General features: G+C 58.0%; 15 protein-coding genes. 1 reads left to right on the plus strand and 14 read right to left on the minus strand.

What is annotated here, in order from left to right:
* Positions 1 to 96: 96 nt before the first annotated feature.
* A complete protein-coding gene (locus tag IF199_RS14510; protein WP_192560851.1) occupies positions 97 to 630 on the minus strand; it encodes a hypothetical protein in 534 nt (177 codons plus the stop codon).
* 375 nt (positions 631 to 1,005) lie between these two features.
* On the opposite strand from IF199_RS14510, the gene IF199_RS14515 reads away from it, so the two are divergent.
* Positions 1,006 to 2,307, plus strand: coding sequence for an OprD family porin (locus tag IF199_RS14515; RefSeq protein ID WP_192560852.1), 1,302 nt, complete (start codon positions 1,006 to 1,008; stop codon positions 2,305 to 2,307).
* 69 nt (positions 2,308 to 2,376) lie between these two features.
* On the opposite strand, the gene IF199_RS14520 is transcribed toward IF199_RS14515, so the two are convergent.
* The 13 genes from IF199_RS14520 to IF199_RS14580 form a co-directional block, all read right to left on the minus strand.
* Positions 2,377 to 2,997, minus strand: a complete 621-nt coding sequence (locus IF199_RS14520; RefSeq protein ID WP_096820354.1) for a transglycosylase SLT domain-containing protein — start codon at positions 2,995 to 2,997, stop codon at positions 2,377 to 2,379.
* Between the two features lie 44 nt (positions 2,998 to 3,041).
* Entirely contained in the window at positions 3,042 to 3,980 is a 939-nt protein-coding gene (locus IF199_RS14525; protein ID WP_192560853.1) for a carbohydrate kinase family protein, read from the minus strand.
* Positions 3,981 to 3,993: 13 nt separating this feature from the next.
* Positions 3,994 to 5,490 carry a xylulokinase gene (gene xylB / locus IF199_RS14530; protein ID WP_192560854.1) on the minus strand — a complete coding sequence of 499 codons (1,497 nt, stop codon included), beginning with the start codon at positions 5,488 to 5,490 and terminating at the stop codon, positions 3,994 to 3,996.
* 14 nt (positions 5,491 to 5,504) lie between these two features.
* Positions 5,505 to 6,977, minus strand: coding sequence for a mannitol dehydrogenase family protein (locus IF199_RS14535; protein ID WP_192560855.1), 1,473 nt, complete (start codon positions 6,975 to 6,977; stop codon positions 5,505 to 5,507).
* A 16-nt stretch (positions 6,978 to 6,993) separates the two neighbouring features.
* Positions 6,994 to 8,097: an ABC transporter ATP-binding protein gene (locus IF199_RS14540; RefSeq protein ID WP_096820358.1), complete on the minus strand. Its 1,104-nt coding sequence runs from the start codon at positions 8,095 to 8,097 to the stop codon at positions 6,994 to 6,996.
* A gap of 23 nt (positions 8,098 to 8,120) precedes the next feature.
* Positions 8,121 to 8,951 (minus strand): carbohydrate ABC transporter permease, encoded by an 831-nt coding sequence (locus IF199_RS14545; protein WP_096820359.1) that lies wholly within the window; start codon positions 8,949 to 8,951, stop codon positions 8,121 to 8,123.
* Between the two features lie 8 nt (positions 8,952 to 8,959).
* Entirely contained in the window at positions 8,960 to 9,886 is a 927-nt protein-coding gene (locus tag IF199_RS14550) for a carbohydrate ABC transporter permease (RefSeq protein WP_119426385.1), read from the minus strand.
* A gap of 80 nt (positions 9,887 to 9,966) precedes the next feature.
* Positions 9,967 to 11,277, minus strand: a complete 1,311-nt coding sequence (locus tag IF199_RS14555; RefSeq protein ID WP_102619823.1) for an ABC transporter substrate-binding protein — start codon at positions 11,275 to 11,277, stop codon at positions 9,967 to 9,969.
* Positions 11,278 to 11,504: 227 nt separating this feature from the next.
* A complete protein-coding gene (locus tag IF199_RS14560; protein ID WP_192560856.1) occupies positions 11,505 to 12,410 on the minus strand; it encodes an AraC family transcriptional regulator in 906 nt (301 codons plus the stop codon).
* 53 nt (positions 12,411 to 12,463) lie between these two features.
* Positions 12,464 to 13,342 carry a PI-PLC domain-containing protein gene (locus IF199_RS14565; RefSeq protein WP_192560857.1) on the minus strand — a complete coding sequence of 293 codons (879 nt, stop codon included), beginning with the start codon at positions 13,340 to 13,342 and terminating at the stop codon, positions 12,464 to 12,466.
* A gap of 146 nt (positions 13,343 to 13,488) precedes the next feature.
* Complete coding sequence (locus tag IF199_RS14570; RefSeq protein WP_192560858.1) at positions 13,489 to 14,781, minus strand: glycosyltransferase; 1,293 nt, start codon at positions 14,779 to 14,781, stop codon at positions 13,489 to 13,491.
* A gap of 83 nt (positions 14,782 to 14,864) precedes the next feature.
* Positions 14,865 to 18,731 carry a hypothetical protein gene (locus tag IF199_RS14575; protein WP_192560859.1) on the minus strand — a complete coding sequence of 1,289 codons (3,867 nt, stop codon included), beginning with the start codon at positions 18,729 to 18,731 and terminating at the stop codon, positions 14,865 to 14,867.
* 201 nt (positions 18,732 to 18,932) lie between these two features.
* Positions 18,933 to 19,298 carry a response regulator gene (locus tag IF199_RS14580; protein WP_192560952.1) on the minus strand — a complete coding sequence of 122 codons (366 nt, stop codon included), beginning with the start codon at positions 19,296 to 19,298 and terminating at the stop codon, positions 18,933 to 18,935.
* Positions 19,299 to 19,558: the final 260 nt, after the last annotated feature.

Genomic DNA, 19,558 nt, shown 5'->3' on the forward strand with positions numbered 1-19,558 from the left:
GGCTCGTACAACCCGCAAATGCCCGCGAGAGGAGTAGGGCATTCCCCTAGGACGGGCGGTTTCTCCAATGGATACGAGGGTTTCACGACTGTTCGGTCATTTCAGATCAATGACTTCGAATCCCTTTCTGTCAGGCACCGCATTCATCCCTTTGGGTTCTCCCGGCTGGCCTTTCGGGCTGATGAAATCGTAGACGATAAATTTTTCGGGAATCTCATAGCCTTCGTTGGGGATGATCAGGCGCATCTGCCGAGCATTCAGGTACAGAGAAACCGGAAGTGCCTTTTCGGCAAAATCAATGCGCTCAAGGGTTCCGCTGACTGGATTTTTGTGTAAAACGGCTCCTTTCATATAGGGAGAACCATAGTTCATGGCGTAGACCAAACTGGAGCCCATGCATTTGGCCATGACGACTTCGCCAACAAAGTCCGGATCGGGCATGTCGGTGAAGGCAGTTTCGGTCTGGCTGTTGATGTTGACGAAGAGTCGTTGCCCATCGTCGCGGGAGGTCGACAGCAGGGATGCGATTGAACCGTCCGAAAGCGGACAATTCAGAAGGTTTTTTTGGGCGTCTGCAAAAGCCGGATGACAGGCAAGTGCGAGGATGAAGGGTAACCACCGCTTTTTCATTTCAATGTATCTCTGAGTACATCCATCGAGTTGAGGTCGGCGTCCAGCTTTCTGGCGCACTCACTTGTTTTTAGGTTGTAAACGCCGTTCGATTTGCCGCGGTACTTTAGGCCTCTGGTGGCGTGTTTTCCACGACCGGCTAGACGCAGGTTGAAACGCAGGTCGGATTCGTCGTACTAACCTGCAGACCGGGCGTTGGTCGGAACACACCCTCAGCGTCCGACTAAAGTCGCCTGTGGCACGTCAAAGCCATCTGCCATCATGGGCGCTCACCCCCGCGTGTTCACTTCCTTCCGGTTCTTCACTGTTCCGGGACGGGAGCTATTTCTGGTTTGTTTGCGCCCCTGCGCAATCGTTGTTCTGTTGGAGTTTTCAATGCGTCCCCCATTTCCCCTCATCACCCCGCGCCAGTCGTTTGGCTTCGGAGCCTTTGTGCTATGCGCCGGTTTTACCGCGCAGGTCCAGGCCAGCGGTTTTTTCGAAGACACCACGGCGAAGATCGAGTCGCGCACGGTGTACTTCAACCGCGATTTCCGTGATGGGCACACCTCCAGTGATCAGGGCGCATCCAAGCGCGAAGAATCGGCGCAGGGTTTCATTCTCAACCTGCAATCGGGCTATACCGAAGGCACCGTCGGTTTCGGCATCGATGCGCTGGGCATGGCGGGTTTCCAGCTCGATTCCAGCCCTGATCGCAGCAACAGCGGACTGCTGCCATCCAGTGGCGACAACCCGCGTGGTTCGAAAGGTCAGTACGCGAAGATGGGCCTGACGGCCAAGGTGAAAGTCTCGGACACCGTGCTGAAATACGGCGCGCTGCTACCGGATCTGCCGCTGCTCAAGTACAACGACGGCCGCCTGCTGCCGACCATGTTCAACGGTGCGATGCTGACGTCCAAGGAAGTGAAGGACCTGACTTTCATGGCCGCGCGCCTGGACAAGTACACCGCCCGGGACTCGACCGACTCCCAGGACATTCGCGTGCACTGCAAGAACAAGCGCTACGCCTGCAACGTCACCGCCGATCATTTCGACATGTACGGCTTCGACTACAAGTTCAACGATCGCCTGACCGCGCAGTATCACTACGCCGAGCTGGAAGACATCTATCGCCAGCACTTCGTGGGTCTGTTGGGCAACCAGCCGCTGGGTGACGGTGTGTTGAAAGCCGATCTGCGACTACTGAAAAGCGCCGACAGCGGCGATGCGAAAGCCGGTTCCATCGACAACCGTGCCTTGAGCGGCATGCTGTCCTACGGCATCAGCGGCCACACCTTCAGCGCCGGCTGGCAGCGCATGAACGGCGACAATTCGATGCCGTATCTGGATGGCAGCAACCCGTACCTGGTGAACTACGTGCAGGTCAACGACTTCGCCGCCGCACAGGAACGTTCCTGGCAGCTGCGTTACGACTACGACTTCAAAGCGATCGGCATCAACGGCCTGAGCTTCCTGACCCGTTACGTGAACGGCGACCACATCAAGGTTCCGGGCAGCGATCAGGAAGGCAAAGAGTGGGAACGCGACAGCGAGTTGAAGTACGTGATCCAGAGCGGCACGTTCAAGGATGTCAGCCTGCGTTTGCGTAATGCGACCTATCGCACCAACTACGAGAAGTTCGCCCGGGACGTGGATGAGACCCGGTTGATTGTGAGTTACAACTTTTCGGTGTTGTAAGTCCGTTCAGTTCATTGGCCGAAAAAAACCATCGCGAGTTAATTCGTGATGGTTTTTTTTGGCCTGCGATCAGAGCCAGTGCCAGAACCGGCTCCAGAACCCGCGATTCAAATCATCCTTGCACGCCGCGTATTGTTGACCGTACATGTCCGAGCGGTTCTGTACCTTGCGCGCCACCGGCGGCAGCCACGCCTTGCTGGCATAGGTTTTCTGGCGAAACCCGCCCCAGCCTTCGTGGTAATTGAGGTACTGGTTGTAAGCGTCGTACTTGTACACGCCGTTGACCGAGGTGGTCTTGTCCATGTACCAGCCGACAAAGTCGATGGCGTCGTCGAAGTCTTCGCGGTCGGCGCCGTGTCGGCCGGTGCTTTTCTGGTAGTCGGACCAGACTTCGTCCTTGGCCTGCGCATAACCCGATGCCGTCGTGACGCGACCCCACGGAATCACCCACAGCAGGTATTTGCGCGGGGTCTTGGCGTCGTAGCGGTAGCCGGATTCCTGATACATGATCGCGAACGGCACCTGGATCGGTACGCCCCAGCGCTTTTGCGTGACTTGCGCCGCGTCGTACCAATCACTCTTTTCCCGAAAAATTTCGCAGAGGTTTTCCGGCGAACGCGGTGGCGATGTTCCGCAGCCGCTCAACAGTGCCGCCAATACCAAAAGTCCAACCGTGCGCCCCGAATTCAAAAGCCGTCATCCCGTCGTGCAAAAAAGGGCGCCAGTCTACGCGGTCAGGTCAACTGATGGCGATAAGGCAAATCCGGACCTGTCTTGCTGCAGGTCAGGGCGGCGGCCTGTACGGCAAACCTGAGCATGGCGTCGATCTGATCGCGTTGCAGATGCTGTACACCTTCCACCGAATCCAGTTCCTGCTCGGTCAGCCAGGTGATCAACGCGGCCTGGAAGGTATCGCCGGCGCCAACGGTATCGGCGATCTTCACTGCAGAGGCCGGCACCGACCATGAACCGTGAGCACGACTGAACACGGTCGCGCCTTCACCGCCACGGGTCAGGAACACCACCTGGCAGCGATGCTGCAGCCAGCCTTCGATGACGCGCTGCGGATCCTGCTCGGGGTACAGCAGGCTCAAATCCTCGTCGCTGACCTTGATCAGGTCCGCCAGTTGCACCAGTGTGGCGATCCGCTCGCGCCACAGGTCGATGTTCGGTTCGGGATTGAGGCGCACGTTCGGGTCGAGGCTGATCAGGCGCTTGCCGCTTTCACGCTGAATCAGCGCGAGCAGAGTATCGGCAACCGGTTGCACCACCAGCGAGAACGAACCGAAGTGCAGACCGCGCACTTCAGACCCCAGCGTTGGCAGATGCGCCAGACTCAACTGCCGGTCAGCGCAGCCTTCGCCCCGGAAGCTGTAATGCGGCGAGCCATTGGCACCCACCGCGACCATGGCCAGCGTGGTCGGCGCCGCGAAGTCCACCAGATAATCCGGGCGTACACCTTCATCTTTCAGAACTTGCTGCAAACGACGGCCGAGGTAGTCGGTGGACAACCCGGCGAACAGCGCCGAGTCCACGCCCAGTCGGCGCAAACCTACCGCCACGTTGAACGGCGAGCCACCGGCAATCGCCTTGAAATTGACTTTCGACGCCTGCCCGCCGGCATCGTCTTCGCTGAAGAAATCGAACAGCGCTTCGCCACACACCAGGTACATAGTTGTTTGCTCTTTATAAGGTTGCGACATGCAGTCGATAGCGTTCATAGGCCTGCTGGAAGGCTGCGACATTCGCGGCAATCGGCAGGGTTTCACTGTTCAGGTCGAGCTTCACGCAGCGTTCGCACAGGTCGGCCAGGGTGTCTTCGTGGCCGTTCGACCACGACTTGCACCACGCCGCCTGAATCGCCGCGCCCAGGGCGGCGGCTTCGCTTTGCTCGGTGCAGATCACCGGGGTGTTCATGATGTCGGCGACGATCTGCCGCCACACCGCACTTTTCGAGCCGCCGCCGATCAGGCAAATGCTGCGGCTTTGTAAACCATTCTGGCGCAATAGATCCAGTCCGAAACGCAGGCCGAAGGTGGTGCCCTCGACGGCGGCGCGGCACAGATTGGCCCGGGTCAGGTTATCGATCATCAGGCCATGCAGGCTGCCAGTGGCGTGGGGCAGGGGAGGCACGCGCTCACCGTTGAGGAACGGCAGCATGCTCACGCCTTCAGCGCCGATCGGCGCCTGGGCCACCAAGGCGTTGAAAGCGTCGAGATCGAGCTCGAACAACTCGCGGATCGCGCCGGTAGCGTTGGTCAGGTTCATGGTGCAGATCAACGGCAGCCAGCCGCCGCTGGACGAGCAGAAGGTTGCGACCGAAGCATCCGGGCTGACCTTTGGCGCTTCAGCGTAGGCGTACACCGTGCCGGAGGAGCCGAGACTCATGGTGATCGCGCCCGGCTGAATATTGCCGGTGCCGATGGCGCCCATCATGTTGTCGCCGCCACCGCTGGATACCAATGCGTTGGGGTTGATACCCAGTTGTTCGGCAATCGCCGGCAGGATCGTGCCGACCGCTTGATGGGCGTCGATCAGCTCCGGCAGCGCTGCTTGCAGACGGCCGCTGGCGTCGATGTCGCGCAGCAACTGCAAATCCCATTGGCGGGTGCGCACGTTGAAATAACCGGTGCCGGATGCGTCGCCGTATTCGCTGCAACTACGGCCGGTGAGCCAGAAATTCAGGTAGTCGTGTGGCAACAGGATCTTTGCGATCCGTGAGAAAACGGCGGGATGTTGTTCCTTGGTCCATAGCAGTTTGGAGACGGTGTAACCCGGCGCGATGACCACGCCGAGGCGTTCCAGCGAGCCTCTTTCGCCGCCCAGGTAAGTCAGTAGCCGATCGTTTTCTGCGGTGGTTTCGGTGTCGCACCAGAGCTTGGCCGGGCGCAGTACCTGGCCTTGGTCATCGAGCAGCACCAGACCGTGTTGCTGGCCGGAAACGCCGATTCCGAGGATCGACTGGCCGTCGACATTTGCTGCCAGCAACGCACGCCGGGTGGCGAGGGCGAAGGCCTCCAGCCACTGCCCGGTGTCTTGCTCGCGACGGCCGTTGGCACCGCTGATCATCGTGTGGGCGGCGACGCCCTGGCCCAACACCTGACCGCTGGTGGCGTCGAGGATGATGGCTTTGGTGCCTTGAGTGCCGCAGTCGATGCCCAGAAAGAGTTGTTGGGTTGTCATGAGTACCTCACCCGTCAGGACAGAATGCTTTCCAGAGTCCGCGTCACTCCCTCTTCCCGCAAGCTTTTCAGGCACCACTCAAACGCCGCCACAAACTCCGTCGAACGCGGTATCGCCGTACCGAAGATTTCTTCAACCCCCAACAACCGCTCAGTAATCAGCGAATCCTCCGCCACCAACGCCTGACAAAACGCCGCCCGAGGATCAGGAATCGAATAAGTATCGCCATTCTCATCCACGCCTTTCAGATACAACGCCCAGGCCGCCACCACCAACGCCGCCCGTTTGGTCTCACGTCCATCCGCAATCAACCGATTGATCGTCGGAATGGTGAACTTGGGAAACTTCGACGAACCATCGGAGCAAACCCGCTCCAGTTGATCGGCAATCGCCTGATTGGAGAACCGCGCCACCAGCGTGTTCTTGTACTCGGTCAGGTCGATGCCCGGCACCGGCGCCAGTTGCGGGGTCACGTCCAGGTCCATGTAGGTGCTCATGTAGCGCACGAACAGTGGGTCGTTCATGGTGTCGTGGACGAAGCGGTAACCCTTCAAAAAGCCCAGATAGGTCAGGGCCAGATGGCTGCCGTTGAGCAGTTTGATCTTCATCTCTTCGTAGGGCGAAACATCGTCGGTGAACTGCACGCCGACCTTTTCCCAGGCCGGGCGGCCGTTGACGAACTTGTCTTCCAGCACCCATTGCACAAACGGTTCGCACACCACTGGCCAGGCGTCGTCGACGGCGTGTTTGTCCGCCAGTTGCAGGCGATGCGCGGTGCTGGTCATCGGGGTGATACGGTCGACCATGGCGTTGGGGAAGCTGACGTTGGCGTCGATCCAGTCGCGCAAATCCGGGTCAAGCAGCGCGGTGAAGGCCAGCAGTGCCTTGCGGGTGACGGCGCCGTTGTGTGGCAGGTTATCGCAGGACATCACGGTAAACGCCGGAATGCCCGCCGCACGTCGCCTGGCCAGCGCCGCGCAGAGGAAACCGAACACGGTTTGCGGCTGTTGCGGGTAAGTCAGGTCGTGCTGAATCTGTGGCAGGTGCGTCATGAACTCGCCGTTGCTGTCATCGATGCAATAGCCACCCTCGGTGATGGTCAGCGAGACGATGCGGATCTGCGGGTCGGCGAGTTTGTCGATCAGCACCTGGGCGCTGTCCTCGGCCAGCAGCATGTCGCGGATCGCACCGATGACGCGGACTTCGGTGTCGTCGCTGTCACCCAGTTCGAACAGGGTGAACAGGTAGTCCTGTTCCTTGAGGTCGTCACGGGCGCGGCGGTCTTCGGTGCGCAGGCCGACGCCGCAGATCGCCCAGTCCAGCGCTTCGCCGGTGTTCATCAGCGCATCGGTGTAATACGCCTGATGCGCGCGATGGAAGCCGCCGACGCCAATGTGGGCGATGCCCTGGCGTGTGTCACTGAGGCTGTAGGCCGGCAACTTCACTTCGGCGGCGAGGCGATTGAGGTTCTGTTTGTTGAGTTTCATCGGGTCAGTCTCGAAATCAGGCGGCGGCGCGCAACGGGCGGGTCAACGCCACGCCGTCGGCATCGAACAGATGGCAGTGGGAGGCATCCAGGTGCAGGTTCAGTTGTTCGCCGTAACGGCTTGCCAGATCACCGCGCACGCGCATGGTCAGGGCTTCGCCGGCGTTGGTCTTGACGTGGCAGAAGGTGTCGCTGCCCAGCCGTTCGCTGACGTCGGCGGTGACTTGCAGGGTGCAGTCGCCCGGTTGCGCCAGCTCCAGATGTTCCGGGCGAATGCCCAGGGTCACGGCGCTGCCGACGCTCAGGTTTGCCGCGTTGAACGGCAGGGTGATGCGTGTGCCGGCGTCCAGAGAAACTTCGCAGCTCTGGCCGTCGACCCGGGCGATCTTGCCCTTGAGGAAACCCATTTTCGGCGTGCCGAGGAACCCGGCGACGAACAGGTTGGCGGGGTTGTGATACAGGTCCAGCGGCGAGCCGACCTGTTCGATCTTGCCGCCATTGAGTACCACGACTTTGTCGGCCATGGTCATGGCTTCGACCTGATCGTGGGTCACGTAAATCATCGTCGCCTTGAGGTCCTTGTGCAGGCGCAGCAGCTCCAGGCGCATCTGCACCCGCAGGGCGGCGTCGAGGTTGGACAGCGGTTCGTCGAACAGGAATATTTTCGGGTTGCGCACGATCGCCCGGCCGATGGCCACGCGCTGACGCTGACCGCCGGACAGTTGCTTCGGCTTGCGTTCGAGCATCGGGCCGAGTTCGAGAATCCGTGCCGCTTCGCCGACTTTCTTCTCGACTTCTGCCTTCGGTACGCCGGCCAGGTCGAGGGCGAACGACATGTTCTTTTTCACGGTCATGTGCGGATACAGCGCGTAGGTCTGGAACACCATCGCCAGATCACGCTTGGCCGGGCTGACTTCGGTGATGTCGCGCCCGTCCAGTTCGATGGTGCCGCCGCTGACTTCTTCCAGGCCGGCGATCAGTCGCAGCAGGGTGGATTTGCCGCAGCCCGACGGGCCGACGAATACCACGAATTCCTTGTCGTTCACCTCAAGGTCGATGCCCTTGATGATGGAAAAACCTTCGAAGCCTTTTTGCAGATTCTTGATTTTCAGGTTGGCCATGGTGGCGCTCCTCATACGAATTCTTATTTCACGGCGCCGAACGACAGGCCGCGCACCAGTTGTTTCTGGCTGATCCAGCCGAAGATCAGGATCGGCGCGCAGGCAAGCGTCGAGACGGCCGACAACTTGGCCCAGAACAATCCTTCGGGGCTTGAGTAGGAGGCGATCAGCGCGGTCAGCGGCGCGGCTTTGGACGAGGTCAGGTTCAGCGACCAGAACGCTTCGTTCCAGCACAGGATCAGCGATAGCAGCACGGTCGAGGCCAGCCCGCCCTTGGCGATCGGCAGCAGCACCCGGAGCATTTCCTGCATCAGCGTGGCGCCGTCGAGGCGGGCGGCTTCGAGGATGTCTTTGGGGATGTCCTTGAAGTAGGTGTAAATCATCCAGACCACGATCGGCAGGTTGATCAGCGTGTAGATCACAATCAGCGCAATACGCGTGTCGAGCAGGCCGAAACTCTTGGCCAGCAGGTAGATCGGCATCAGCACGCCTACCGGCGGCAGCATCTTGGTGGAGAGCATCCACAGCAGCGTGCCCTTGGTGCGCTGGGTTTCGTAGAACGCCATCGAGTAGGCCGCCGGCACCGCGATCAGCAGGCAAAGAGCCGTGGCGCTGAAGGAGATCACCACCGAGTTCCAGGCAAAGCTGAAGTAATCACTGCGCTCGTTGATGTGCAGGTAGTTCTCCAGCGTCGGCGTGAAGATGAACTGGGGCGGCGTGGCGAAAGCGTCGATTTCGGTCTTGAAACTGGTCAGCACCATCCAGAAGATCGGGAAGAAAATGATGATCGCGATGGCCCAGGCCAGCGTGCCGAGCAGCAGGCTTTGCAGCCGGCGGGATTGTTGAAGAGTCATGGCAGGCCTCAGGCTTTGTCAGTCAGGTTTTTGCCGATCATCCGCACCAGAATGATCGCGGCGATGTTGGCGATGACCACGGCGATCAGGCCGCCGGCCGAGGCCATGCCGACATCGAACTGCACCAGCGCCTGGTTGTAGATCAGGTAGGCGAGGTTGGTCGACGCGTAGCCGGGGCCGCCGTTGGTGGTGGTGAAGATTTCGGCGAACACCGACAGCAGGAAGATGGTTTCAATCATCACCACCACGGCAATCGGCCGCGCCAGATGCGGCAGGGTCAGGTGCCAGAAGATCGCGACAGGGCCGGCGCCGTCGAGGCGGGCGGCTTCTTTCTGTTCCTGGTCGAGGGACTGCATGGCGGTCATCAGGATCAGGATTGCGAAGGGCAGCCATTGCCACGACACGATGATGATGATCGACAGCAGCGGGTAGTGCGCCAGCCAGTCCACCGGTTGCGCGCCGAACAGCTTCCAGAGGTAGGCGAGGATCCCGGACACCGGGTGGAAGATCAGGTTCTTCCAGATCAGCGCACCGACCGTGGGCATGATGAAGAACGGTGAAATCAGCATCACCCGCACGATGCCACGACCGAAGAACTCGCTGGCCTCCAGCAGCGCACTGATCAACACACCGAACACCACGCTGATCAGCAACACGCTGCCCACCAGCAGCAAGGTGTTGGTGGCGCCGGGCAGGAACCCGGAGTCGGTCAGAAAGTAGGTGAAGTTATCCAGCCCGACGAATTCATTGATGCCCGGGTCGAGCAGGTTGTAGCGGATCATCGAGAAATAGACGGTCATGCCCAGCGGCACGATCATCCACAGCAGCAACAGGGCCACCGAAGGGCTGACCAGAAACCAGCCGGGATTGGCCACGCGGTTTTTGCGCCGGGGTTGCGACAGGTCAATGTGGGCTTTGGCAGTTGAAGTATTCATGGCGATCACATACTCGAGATACAGCGAGTTCTTTGAGGGGAGGGAGCAAGCTCCCTTCCTTCAATTGAAGAGGGCAGTGGTTACTTGGGGTAACCCGCGCGCTTCATCTCGCGTTCGGTGGTTTGCTGGGCGGCGGTCAGCGCCTGGTCGACCGTGGTCTGGCCGATCAGTGCCGCCGAGAACAGCTTGCCGACCTGGGTGCCCACACCCTGGAACTCAGGAATGGTCACCAGTTGAATGCCGATGTAAGGCACAGGCTTGAGGGTCGGTTTGCTCGGGTCAGCCGCTTTCAGCGACTCCAGCGTGACCTTGGCAAACGGTGCGGCGCTCATGTAGGCGTCGCTGTAGGTCGAGGCACGAGTGCCCGGCGGTACGTTGGCGATGCCGTCGGTCTTGGCGACCAGTTCGCCGTACTCTTTTGAGGTGGCCCAGGCACTGAATTCTTTGGCGGCGTCCTTGGCCTTGGAACTGGTCGGAATCGCCAGCGCCCAAGAGTACAGCCATGCCGATCCTTTATCGGTGACCTGATGCGGCGCAAAGGTGAAGCCGACGTGATCGGCGACCTTGCTTTGGGTCTTGTCGGTGACGAACGAGCCGGCGACGCTGGCATCGACCCAGATCGCGCATTTGCCGCTGTTGAACAGCGCGAGGTTTTCGTTGAAACCGTTGCTGGAGGCACCCGGCGGGCCGGACTTCTTCATGGTGTCGACGTAGAAGTTCAGCGCGTTCTTCCATTCCGGGCCACTGAATTCGGGTTTCCACTGCTCATCGAACCAGCGTGCGCCGTAAGCGTTGGCCACGGTGGTGATCAGCGCCATGTTCTCGCCCCAACCGGCCTTGCCGCGCAGGCAGATGCCGTATTGCTCCTTGTCCTTGTTGGTGAGTTTTTCGGCGAAGCCTGCGATCTGCTCCCAGGTCGGACGCTCCGGCATGGTCAGGCCGGCGTCCTTGAACAGGTCGGTGCGGTAATAGGTGATCGAGCTTTCGGCGTAGAACGGCAAGGCGTACAGCGAACCCTTGACCGACAGGCCTTCACGCACCGACGGGAACACATCGTCGAGGGCGTAGCTGGCCGGCAGATCCTTCATCGGTTCCAGCCAACCTTTTGCACCCCAGAGTGCGGCTTCGTACATGCCGATGGTCAACACGTCGAACTGACCGCCCTGGGTGGCGATGTCGGTGGTCAGGCGCTGACGCAGGACGTTTTCTTCCAGCACCACCCAGTTCAACTTGATGTCCGGATGCTCGGTCTCGAAGGTTTTCGAGAGCTTTTGCATGCGGATCATGTCGCTGTTGTTGACGGTGGCGATGGTCAGGGTCTGGGCGCCAAGGCTGACGCTGCTGAGGGTCATGCAGGTGAGGGCAAGCAGAGCTTTTGCAGTGGGTTGCATCGTGCACTCCTTTTCTGCACCCGGTGGGGGACAGAAGGACAGTTATTGTTTTTGTGTCTTCCGGCTGCAGGAAGAATGTGCACTGATTACAGCCTTCAATCGCAGGGCTGACAAATCATCCCTAGCACTTGAATCGATACTTTTTTGCACTCTCGATTGAGGCGACAAACACAGGGAAGGGCGTTTCAGGACAGCGAGGGCAATGAAACCGTACAGGTTTTCGGGCGTCAGCCGTGGTTTTGCTCGGTCAGACGCTGCACCACCAGCCGCCGATAATGCGAGGGCGTCATGCCTTTGAGCTGCTGAAAGCGCCGATTGAAATTGGAGATGTTGTTGAAGCCCGACTCGAAACACACCTCGGTCACCGGTTTGTCACCGTCCGCCAGCAGTTCGCAGGATTTGCTGATGCGCAGGCGATTGACGAACTCGATGAAGTTGCGCCCCGTGGCCTGCTTGAACACGCGGCTGAAATAGGTCGGTTTCATGCCCAGGTGCTCGGCGACTTCCTCCAGCGGCAGTTCACGGGCGTAGTGGGCGAAGATGTAATCGACCGCGCGGTTGGTGCGGTCGATGTTGTGTTCGTCGGCCAGTTGCGGCGTGGTTGCTCCAGACAGCAATTGGTAGTCGTCGGAGGCCGCCAGCAATTCCATCAGGATGAAAAAGTGCCCGAGACGGGTGATGCCGCTTGAATCGGCGATGCGTTGCATCAGGCTCATGGCCTGACGAATCGTCTGCGGTGAGCGGAATTCGATGCCGTACTGCGCGCGTTCCAGCAGTGGCGCCAGAGTCTTCAGCTCGGCGAACACCTGATGGCCGCTTTCAAACAGTTCATCGGTGAAGTTGACCAGCATGTCACGCTTCTCGACCACTTCGTCTTCGGCCACCTGGCTGATCCAGTTGTGCGGCAGGTTGGGGCCGGTGAGGAACAGCGTCTGCGGGTAGAAGTTGCCGATGTAGTCGCCGATGAATACCTTGCCCGAACTGGCCACGATCAGGTGCAGTTCGTATTCCTTGTGGAAATGCCAGCGCACCAGCGGGCAGGGGAAGCCGTGCTGGCGATAGATGATGGACAACCCGTTGTGGTCATCCATCAATTCATAAGAGGGGTCGGTGACGCGGGCGGTTCGGGTCATGGTCGGGCGCTTTTTTTGTTATCGCCCGGCGATCATGCCTCTTTGCGCGCCCGTTACGCCAGCAGGCGATCAACAGGGCGCTGGTGGGCCTTGGTTTGATTCACGGCACGGCAGAACGACACGATGTTGCTCTCTTCGATGAAGTCGACGTTGATGACGTTGCACTTCATTGCCCAATCACTGTTGTCTGGATCGAACCACTCGTTCAGTTCCTTATGAATATCAACCGGGCCGCCCAGTGCGGTGTAACAGGTGGCGGACAACGACCAGGGTTTCCACGCGCCAGGTGGGGATTTCAGGACATTGCCGATGAACTGTTTCAACTCCGCCGAGCCGGTCAGATCGCTGCCCGACCATTCATGGTTGATGTAATCGATGAACACATGGCGATCTAGTTGCCAGTGTGACCGAGCGGCCGCGAATACACGTTGCTCTTTGCTGATATGTTTGAGTTGCCCAAGGCCGGCGCTCAGGTTTCTGCTCGGGATCAAACGATGTCCGAGCAGGTGAATCATCATTTTATTGAAGTAGTCATAATCGAAGTCGTTACCGTCGAGACTGTGGAAGTCCAGAACAATGAACTCGTCCGGGTTTTGCTTCAGAAAATTTTCTACGTCGGTGATCAAACTGCCCAGGGTTCGGGAGTTGCGGTGTCCGCCATGGTGAGCACGGAATCTGCCGACGCCTTCGGCCTTTGGTTCGTAGGCCAGGCGAATGTCCAGCACCCGTGCGCCATGGTGAAGTTGGGCGTGAAACGAGTCATGCTGGCAAGCCAGCCAATGACGGGGTGGGCCGAACACTGGATAACTGGCGCGCCAGTCGCTGCCGGCGTTGTGGGTTCCCGGCAGGGTCAGTTCGGATATCGAAAGTGAATCAATGGACGGTGTCGCCGCCATCCAGTCATGGGTGGCGTAGTTAATGATGTCGGTCATATATGCATCCTGCATAAGTTGATTGTGGCGCCACTCTTTAATAACGAGGGTGGCGCCGGCAGGATGTTTATAGTGTTTGAATTTTCAGATGACTATCTATCGATTGATACAGGTTGTTGATTGTTGTGTTTATAGATTTCCGGACTTTATTGTTTGTTTGCGTTCTTTGCTTCAATCCACTGCGCCATGTATTGCGTGCTCTTGTGCGAGTGATGTCGCAACATGCTACCGGTGAAGTTGTTGCGTCTTAGTTGGGCAATGTTTGCGCGACAGTCCAGCAGCTTGTTGATCAGCGCCGGCCCATGTATGGCCTGCTGATAAACCTCCTGGAGTAGCGCGTGCCCCTGGGATTGGGCCGCTTGCCAACGCACCTCGTCGCGATAAATCTCGACCGCGGCATTGGCCAGATCCTGCGCCGTACGGCAGACAGCGCCCGGCCAGGGTTGGTCGGTATGCATGCCTTCAGCGCCAATCGGCGTGGTGACACTCGGCGTGCCGCAAAGCATGGCATCGATCAGCTTGCCTTTGATGCCGGCGCCAAAACGCAGGGGCGCCAGGCAGATGCGCGCATCGGACATGACCTGCAACGCATCCTCGGCCCAGTTCATGATGTGAAAACCCTGTGCGGCATTGTGCAAGGCTGCAGCCTTGGGCGGCGTGTAGGCGCCGTAGATGTGCAATTGTGCTTTGGGCAGTTGTTCACGGATCAGTGGCCAGACGCTCGACTTCATCCATATAACCGCGTCCCAGTTTGGCGCGTGACGGAAATTGCCAATACTGAGGAAGTGTGCGCGCTCCTCGAAAGGTTTCGCCGGTGCGCTGGGCGGTTCGACCATCAACGGACACCAGTGCAGCAACTCGGGTGGCAGCTTGAACTGCTGCACCAGCAACTCGATTTCCACCTGCGAAATCATCAGGTTCAGATCGCAGCGGTAGAGCGCGGCGATCTCGCGCTTGGCCAGGTCGGTGTCGGCCATCAGGTCGAACTCTTCGGCCAGCGCCGAGGCAAACAACTGATCGAAATCGTTGGTGTCATCGCTGTGCTTGAGGCGATCCTTCAAACGTTGGTGACGGGCATGCCGCAGGCTTTGCAGATCCGAAGTTTCCAGAACGCGCAAGGCATCAGGGCAGTGCTTTTCCACTCGCCAGCCGAACTGCTCTTCGATCATGAACTGGTCGAACAGCACGATATCCGGGGCGAGTTCGCTGATGAAGGTGTCGAAGCTGCTGTTGTTCAGCTCGATCGGGACTTCGCGGATGCCCAATGCAGTCAGGTCGGCGCGGTGCTCACCGGTGCCGGCAGGGCTGGCAAAGGTGATTTGCCAGCCTTGTTGCAGGAAGGTCTCGAGAATCTGCATCACGTGCCCGCTCGCAGCGGAGGAGCGGGGTTCCGGCCAGACGTAACCAATGACGAGGACTTTGGTTGCGGGCTGACTCATGAGAAACGATTCCTGGGACGAAGAGACGGAAAAAAGGCGCGCGAATTAGAACACAATGCGCGCGTCCGCCGATCCGCTTTTTCTCAGATCGATGCCCTGGCGAGTTTGAGCCGAACCGAACCATCGATGAAACCGAGTTGGGTGGTTTTCTTCACCCCGTTCTGAATCCGGGCGAGATTGAGCAAGAACGCTTCCCGGTGAGTGCGTACCTGATCGAGCATGGAAACTGCCAGAGAGTAGGAGTCGGCGTTGATCAATGCCGGATGTTTTTTCACCAGTGCCGGCAAAGTATTCTCAATGAGCCCCAACAGCTCGAATCCCTCATCATAGGTAGCCTTGAAATGCGGATTGGACAGGTTTTTAGGGGGCGCCTTGTGGGCGTCCTTGGCGAAATCCAGTAACCCGGCCACGTCCATATCCGCAGGCCCAGCCCCGGCGTGTTTCATTTGCCCGTAGTACAGATCCAGCGAATCCGGCGCGCCGTGCGCCATTTCATGAATCAGTACATCACCGATTCGACCGTCATCGTATTTCGCCATGCGGTAATAATCGTCCAGCCCTTCGGGGTAGATCACCAGAAAACGCTCAGGTGTGTTTTTCAGATACGAACCATCGAGGACGCTGGTCTTCCAGCGCTTGTAAACCACCGGGCGCAACGCAGCGTTAGCCTCTGAGCCTTTTCTGAAAGACATGTTGGCGAGCGTGACGAAGTCCAGGTCGTTTCGCATTTTGTGCAAGTTTGACTTCACATGTTTGAGAACATCATCGGAATCATTGCCGAAAACATGCTTGAGGACGGCTCGCACGTCAGCACTGTCGGTATCCAGTAGCATCAACGTCGCATTATCGAGTTTAGATTTGGCAGCCGGCAGCGCTTTTTTTATATAGCCCTGAGTGTAACTGAAGGGCTTGGCGCGACCGAAAAGCCGTCGAAGCGGCGCCAAGCGGGATACCTTCAGATTTTTCAACTTCGGCCCCCATGCGCCGCCGACCCTCAGGTTCAACGCATACCAATCACTGTTGCGCTGGAGTGCCAGCAGGCTGACCGGTTCCCCCAGATTATCCGCCGCTTTCCTGGTGCCCTGAAACAAATCGGACTTTTGCGCAGCCTTGACCAAGTCATAGGACTGAGCGCTACCCGTCAGTTTGCGTAGCTGGCCGGTGGCGGTTTCAACGGCGTTGAGCCCGTGTTTGCTCAGAAGCAGGACGCCCTTTTTAGCCAGTCGTCCACCTTGCACGGCCAGTGTCGGCAAGCCATCGAGCGGATTGAAGAGCGACACCGAAAAATGGGCTCCGGCCTTCGCAATACTTAAAGCCTTGGCAGTCGTTGAAGTTGTCTTGCCGATTATGCCGGCAACCGTGGCGCCGAAACCGACCATCAGCCCCAGTAATGCCAGGCCATCAAGAATGCAGCCGCCGATGCCTTCGGATACTCGATGCGCATCGCCGGAGCGGATGTCCTCAATGCATTTTTTGAAGGGCACGATCACATTGATGATGGCGTCATTCACTGTTTCGTTATCGGCGCGTATTTTTTGCAACTCGGTCTGCGCGTACAACGCCGAGTAGAGTTCTTCGCGGCTGGCTACCGGGTGATTGCCCAATACGCCCTCAGCCAGCGCTTCCAGCGCTCGGGAAAAGAACAGTGGGACCGGCTGGACTTCATCTGAAGCCAAGGCGAAATTCCAGAGCTTTTCCACGATTACACTGGACGTCAGCCCTCGTTTCGGTTCGCTGCCATTCAAATAGGCATCAACGTCGAGAGGCCATTGCCGCTCAGGTTTTTTGGGTTGAAAGTCCGTATCGGCACCCAAATAGGACAGTGATGGCTCTTCGAACACCACACTGCTGGATCGCAACATATCGGCCAACTCCGGTCGTTCGCGACAGAGTCCCCTGAGCGAAAACAGCTCGTAACAGCGAAAAACCTTGCCTTGCTGGCATCCCAGGATAATGCCGTAACGGCCCTTGGCAGCATTGCGCTGGCGTTGGGTTTCCTCAAATGGATTAAGAGGATTTACCGATTTTCGAACGGTATATAAGTTAATCAAGCCATTGGCGATCATTGTCCTGTCACGCTCTGGCAAGTGGGAGACTGCCATTTTCAGGATGGCCGCCTGGGACTTATTGAGTGTCTGGTGGTATTGCTCAAAAGCCTTGTTGAATATCGAATCAATCGGTTTCAGTTCACTGAGTCGTGAAAAAGCGCCAGGGGGCGAGTTGAGTTTTTTCGTGGTCATGAACTTGTCAGTAAGTTTGCCGTTTACGATCAGATCACCCGACATGTAAAGGTCGAGAACCGAAGCGCGCAGTCTCTCTATCTTGGAATTTTCGCCCGTTACATTACCGAAACTGACCGGATGATAAAGAATCAACCACTCAAGAAAATTGCGCTCACCCAATGCAGGATCGAATTTGGCCTTGAATACTTTTTCTTCAAGATAATCACCCTCAGGCATAACGCGTTTCAGCTCTTGCAACGCCAACTCCCGCCGATCAGGCGGCACAATCGCAATACCCGTTTCGACGTCATTCAACGCTTCCACATATTGGCTGAAACGGCTGGCAGCGGTGGTAAAAGCGTTCAGGTCATCGTCGTTGCCGGTGATATCAGGCAGGACACCGTTGAGCATTGCCCATTGGATGATGGGTGCGATGGTCGTCAACTCGTGCAGCGTGCGCTGAGCTGCACTGACGGGCGCCAATTCCGAAAACGCCTTGATCCGGTCGTAGGTCATCAAGCGCGATGCCCCGGGTGCCGCAAGCTCGATCAGTGCGACAGCCTGAGACATGATCACCCAACCTGGCTTGCCGATGGTCAACTCGGCGGGTGTTTGTTGAACCAGTAACTGTGGTGCGGCGCAGGCCAGCAGCAGGTGAGCAGCCAACGGAGCGTAGAGCGGGTCCAGTTGCAATTCGCGGGTCAATTGCCATTCAAACCCTTCAACCACCTGCGGCGCTGTTTTGGATGCATTGCTCGGGTGATACAACTGAAAACCGGCAATGACTTTCGCATGCCGTTCGACTTCAAATCCGAGATCAAGAATCAGCGCCGTAGCCACCATGCATTTGATCTGCCGCGAGGCCACTTCTTGATGGTCTGCGTCCAGATGCCATCCGAGGCGATCATGCAGACGGATGCCCAGCGCAACGGCCTCGGGTGTCTGCAGTAAATGATCCAGATAAATGGCTGCACGCTCGCGTCTCAGGCTGTCCGGGAGCGACTTGTAGTCCGGCGTGGCGATATGTTGCAGCAGACTGCCCCGGCTCTGTGTTGTCTCCTTCGCGATCTGCTTGATCGTTTGACGTTCGACGGCCGAAAGGTGGAAGGCTGATTCGGCAGGCGCCATCAGCAATTCGTGATAATCCCCGGTCACCGGGCTGTCCGGCAGTTGAAATTCCAGCCAGGCAATCAGATCGCGTACTTCGGCAACGGTGGAGGGCAGTGTGTATTGATGAAAGTTCAGCCATTGCTTGAGGCCAAACACCTCGGCGCAAAACACATAACCACCGGTTTGTAACGCACACTCACCAAGCGTGAGGATGTCCTCTCGCAGTTCGGAGGTGATCACGGCGTCGTGGGTGATTTCAACCCAGGAATCATTGACCCATACCCTGAGTCTGGCCTGTTCGTCGATGCACACGACAGTACCGACAGGCAGAGAATGTTTCTCTGCGAGAAATAGAAAGTCTTCGGTCTCCAGCATCTTCGACAAGGCGATGCGGGCATATTCGACAGCGCTGTCAAACGTGGTGTCCGACAGGCGTGACACAGTGGTGTAGTGCAAGTCAACGGATTCACCGTGTGCACAGTTTTCCGCAATAGCTGAGAGTGTTAAAGCGATGCTGGCTTTCTCTGCCTGATCAAGTTTTTGGCGTTCGGCGAAATACCTGGAATCAAACACAACATTATCAACACCCAGCAGGCTTCCGTTCTGTGCAAGTTGCATGAACAATTTATCCTTGAATTGTTTGTACGGTAGTGGACCTCCCTGTGTGTGAAAGTTGGAAATGCAACAAGCTCACAACTACGGGGCGGCGCCAGAGTAAGTGTGTTCTGCCGCGAGTGGATAGTTGTAGTTGGTTTCAAAGTTGGTCAGGGCAGATTGAAGACCTGCCCGTTGGATTTTTCTCGGATGGAAGTTTCGGTCTCAGGATTGACCAAGAACTGATTTGACCTTGTCACGCAATTGATCAATGGAAAACGGTTTGCCGATCACATGCATGTCCGCCGGCACTTCAATGGTCTCGGCATAACCGCTGGCAAACAGAATGGGGAGCGCAGGGCGCAAGTTGCGCGCTTCAGTAGCCAATTGACGGCCATCCATGATCGGCAAGCCGACATCGGTCATCATCAGGTCGATGTGTTGATTCACATCCTTGATAATCTCCAGCGCCTGCTCGCTGCCGTCCGCTTCCAGAACCTTGAACTCCAACTCCTCCAGTACGTCGACGATCAGCATGCGCACGATGGCATCGTCTTCTACTACAAGGATGGTGGACGCAGTGCTGGACATAGTGGCGGCTCTCAAGAATGGGGAGGGTGGCGCCGGTCGATCAAAATTGCCGGGCTCTTGCATGAGTAAGTGGCGCATAGCCACAAGTTCCCGAATGGATACAAAAAAGAATAGGCGTATACGGGTGTGCAAGGATAACTGCTGGCCTGCGATTCGGCGCAGGCAAATGTGGGAAAACAGTGCTAACACTGTGAGAAAAATGGATCCATGCCGCCGTTTTGGGGCAAACTCCCTGGTTTTCAACAGTTCGACAAGGCTGC

Source organism: Pseudomonas allokribbensis (assembly GCF_014863605.1).
Lineage (GTDB): Bacteria > Pseudomonadota > Gammaproteobacteria > Pseudomonadales > Pseudomonadaceae > Aquipseudomonas > Aquipseudomonas allokribbensis.

Coding starts and splice junctions, on each gene's coding strand:
- IF199_RS14580 (WP_192560952.1), bottom strand. CDS start 19,298: ATGTCCAGCACTGCGTCCACCATCCTTGTAGTAGAAGACGATGCCATC.
- IF199_RS14555 (WP_102619823.1), bottom strand. CDS start 11,277: ATGCAACCCACTGCAAAAGCTCTGCTTGCCCTCACCTGCATGACCCTC.
- IF199_RS14525 (WP_192560853.1), bottom strand. CDS start 3,980: ATGTACCTGGTGTGTGGCGAAGCGCTGTTCGATTTCTTCAGCGAAGAC.
- IF199_RS14510 (WP_192560851.1), bottom strand. CDS start 630: ATGAAAAAGCGGTGGTTACCCTTCATCCTCGCACTTGCCTGTCATCCG.
- IF199_RS14540 (WP_096820358.1), bottom strand. CDS start 8,097: ATGGCCAACCTGAAAATCAAGAATCTGCAAAAAGGCTTCGAAGGTTTT.
- IF199_RS14515 (WP_192560852.1), top strand. CDS start 1,006: ATGCGTCCCCCATTTCCCCTCATCACCCCGCGCCAGTCGTTTGGCTTC.
- IF199_RS14535 (WP_192560855.1), bottom strand. CDS start 6,977: ATGAAACTCAACAAACAGAACCTCAATCGCCTCGCCGCCGAAGTGAAG.
- xylB (WP_192560854.1), bottom strand. CDS start 5,490: ATGACAACCCAACAACTCTTTCTGGGCATCGACTGCGGCACTCAAGGC.
- IF199_RS14565 (WP_192560857.1), bottom strand. CDS start 13,342: ATGACCGACATCATTAACTACGCCACCCATGACTGGATGGCGGCGACA.
- IF199_RS14545 (WP_096820359.1), bottom strand. CDS start 8,951: ATGACTCTTCAACAATCCCGCCGGCTGCAAAGCCTGCTGCTCGGCACG.
- IF199_RS14550 (WP_119426385.1), bottom strand. CDS start 9,886: ATGAATACTTCAACTGCCAAAGCCCACATTGACCTGTCGCAACCCCGG.
- IF199_RS14570 (WP_192560858.1), bottom strand. CDS start 14,781: ATGAGTCAGCCCGCAACCAAAGTCCTCGTCATTGGTTACGTCTGGCCG.
- IF199_RS14575 (WP_192560859.1), bottom strand. CDS start 18,731: ATGCAACTTGCACAGAACGGAAGCCTGCTGGGTGTTGATAATGTTGTG.
- IF199_RS14560 (WP_192560856.1), bottom strand. CDS start 12,410: ATGACCCGAACCGCCCGCGTCACCGACCCCTCTTATGAATTGATGGAT.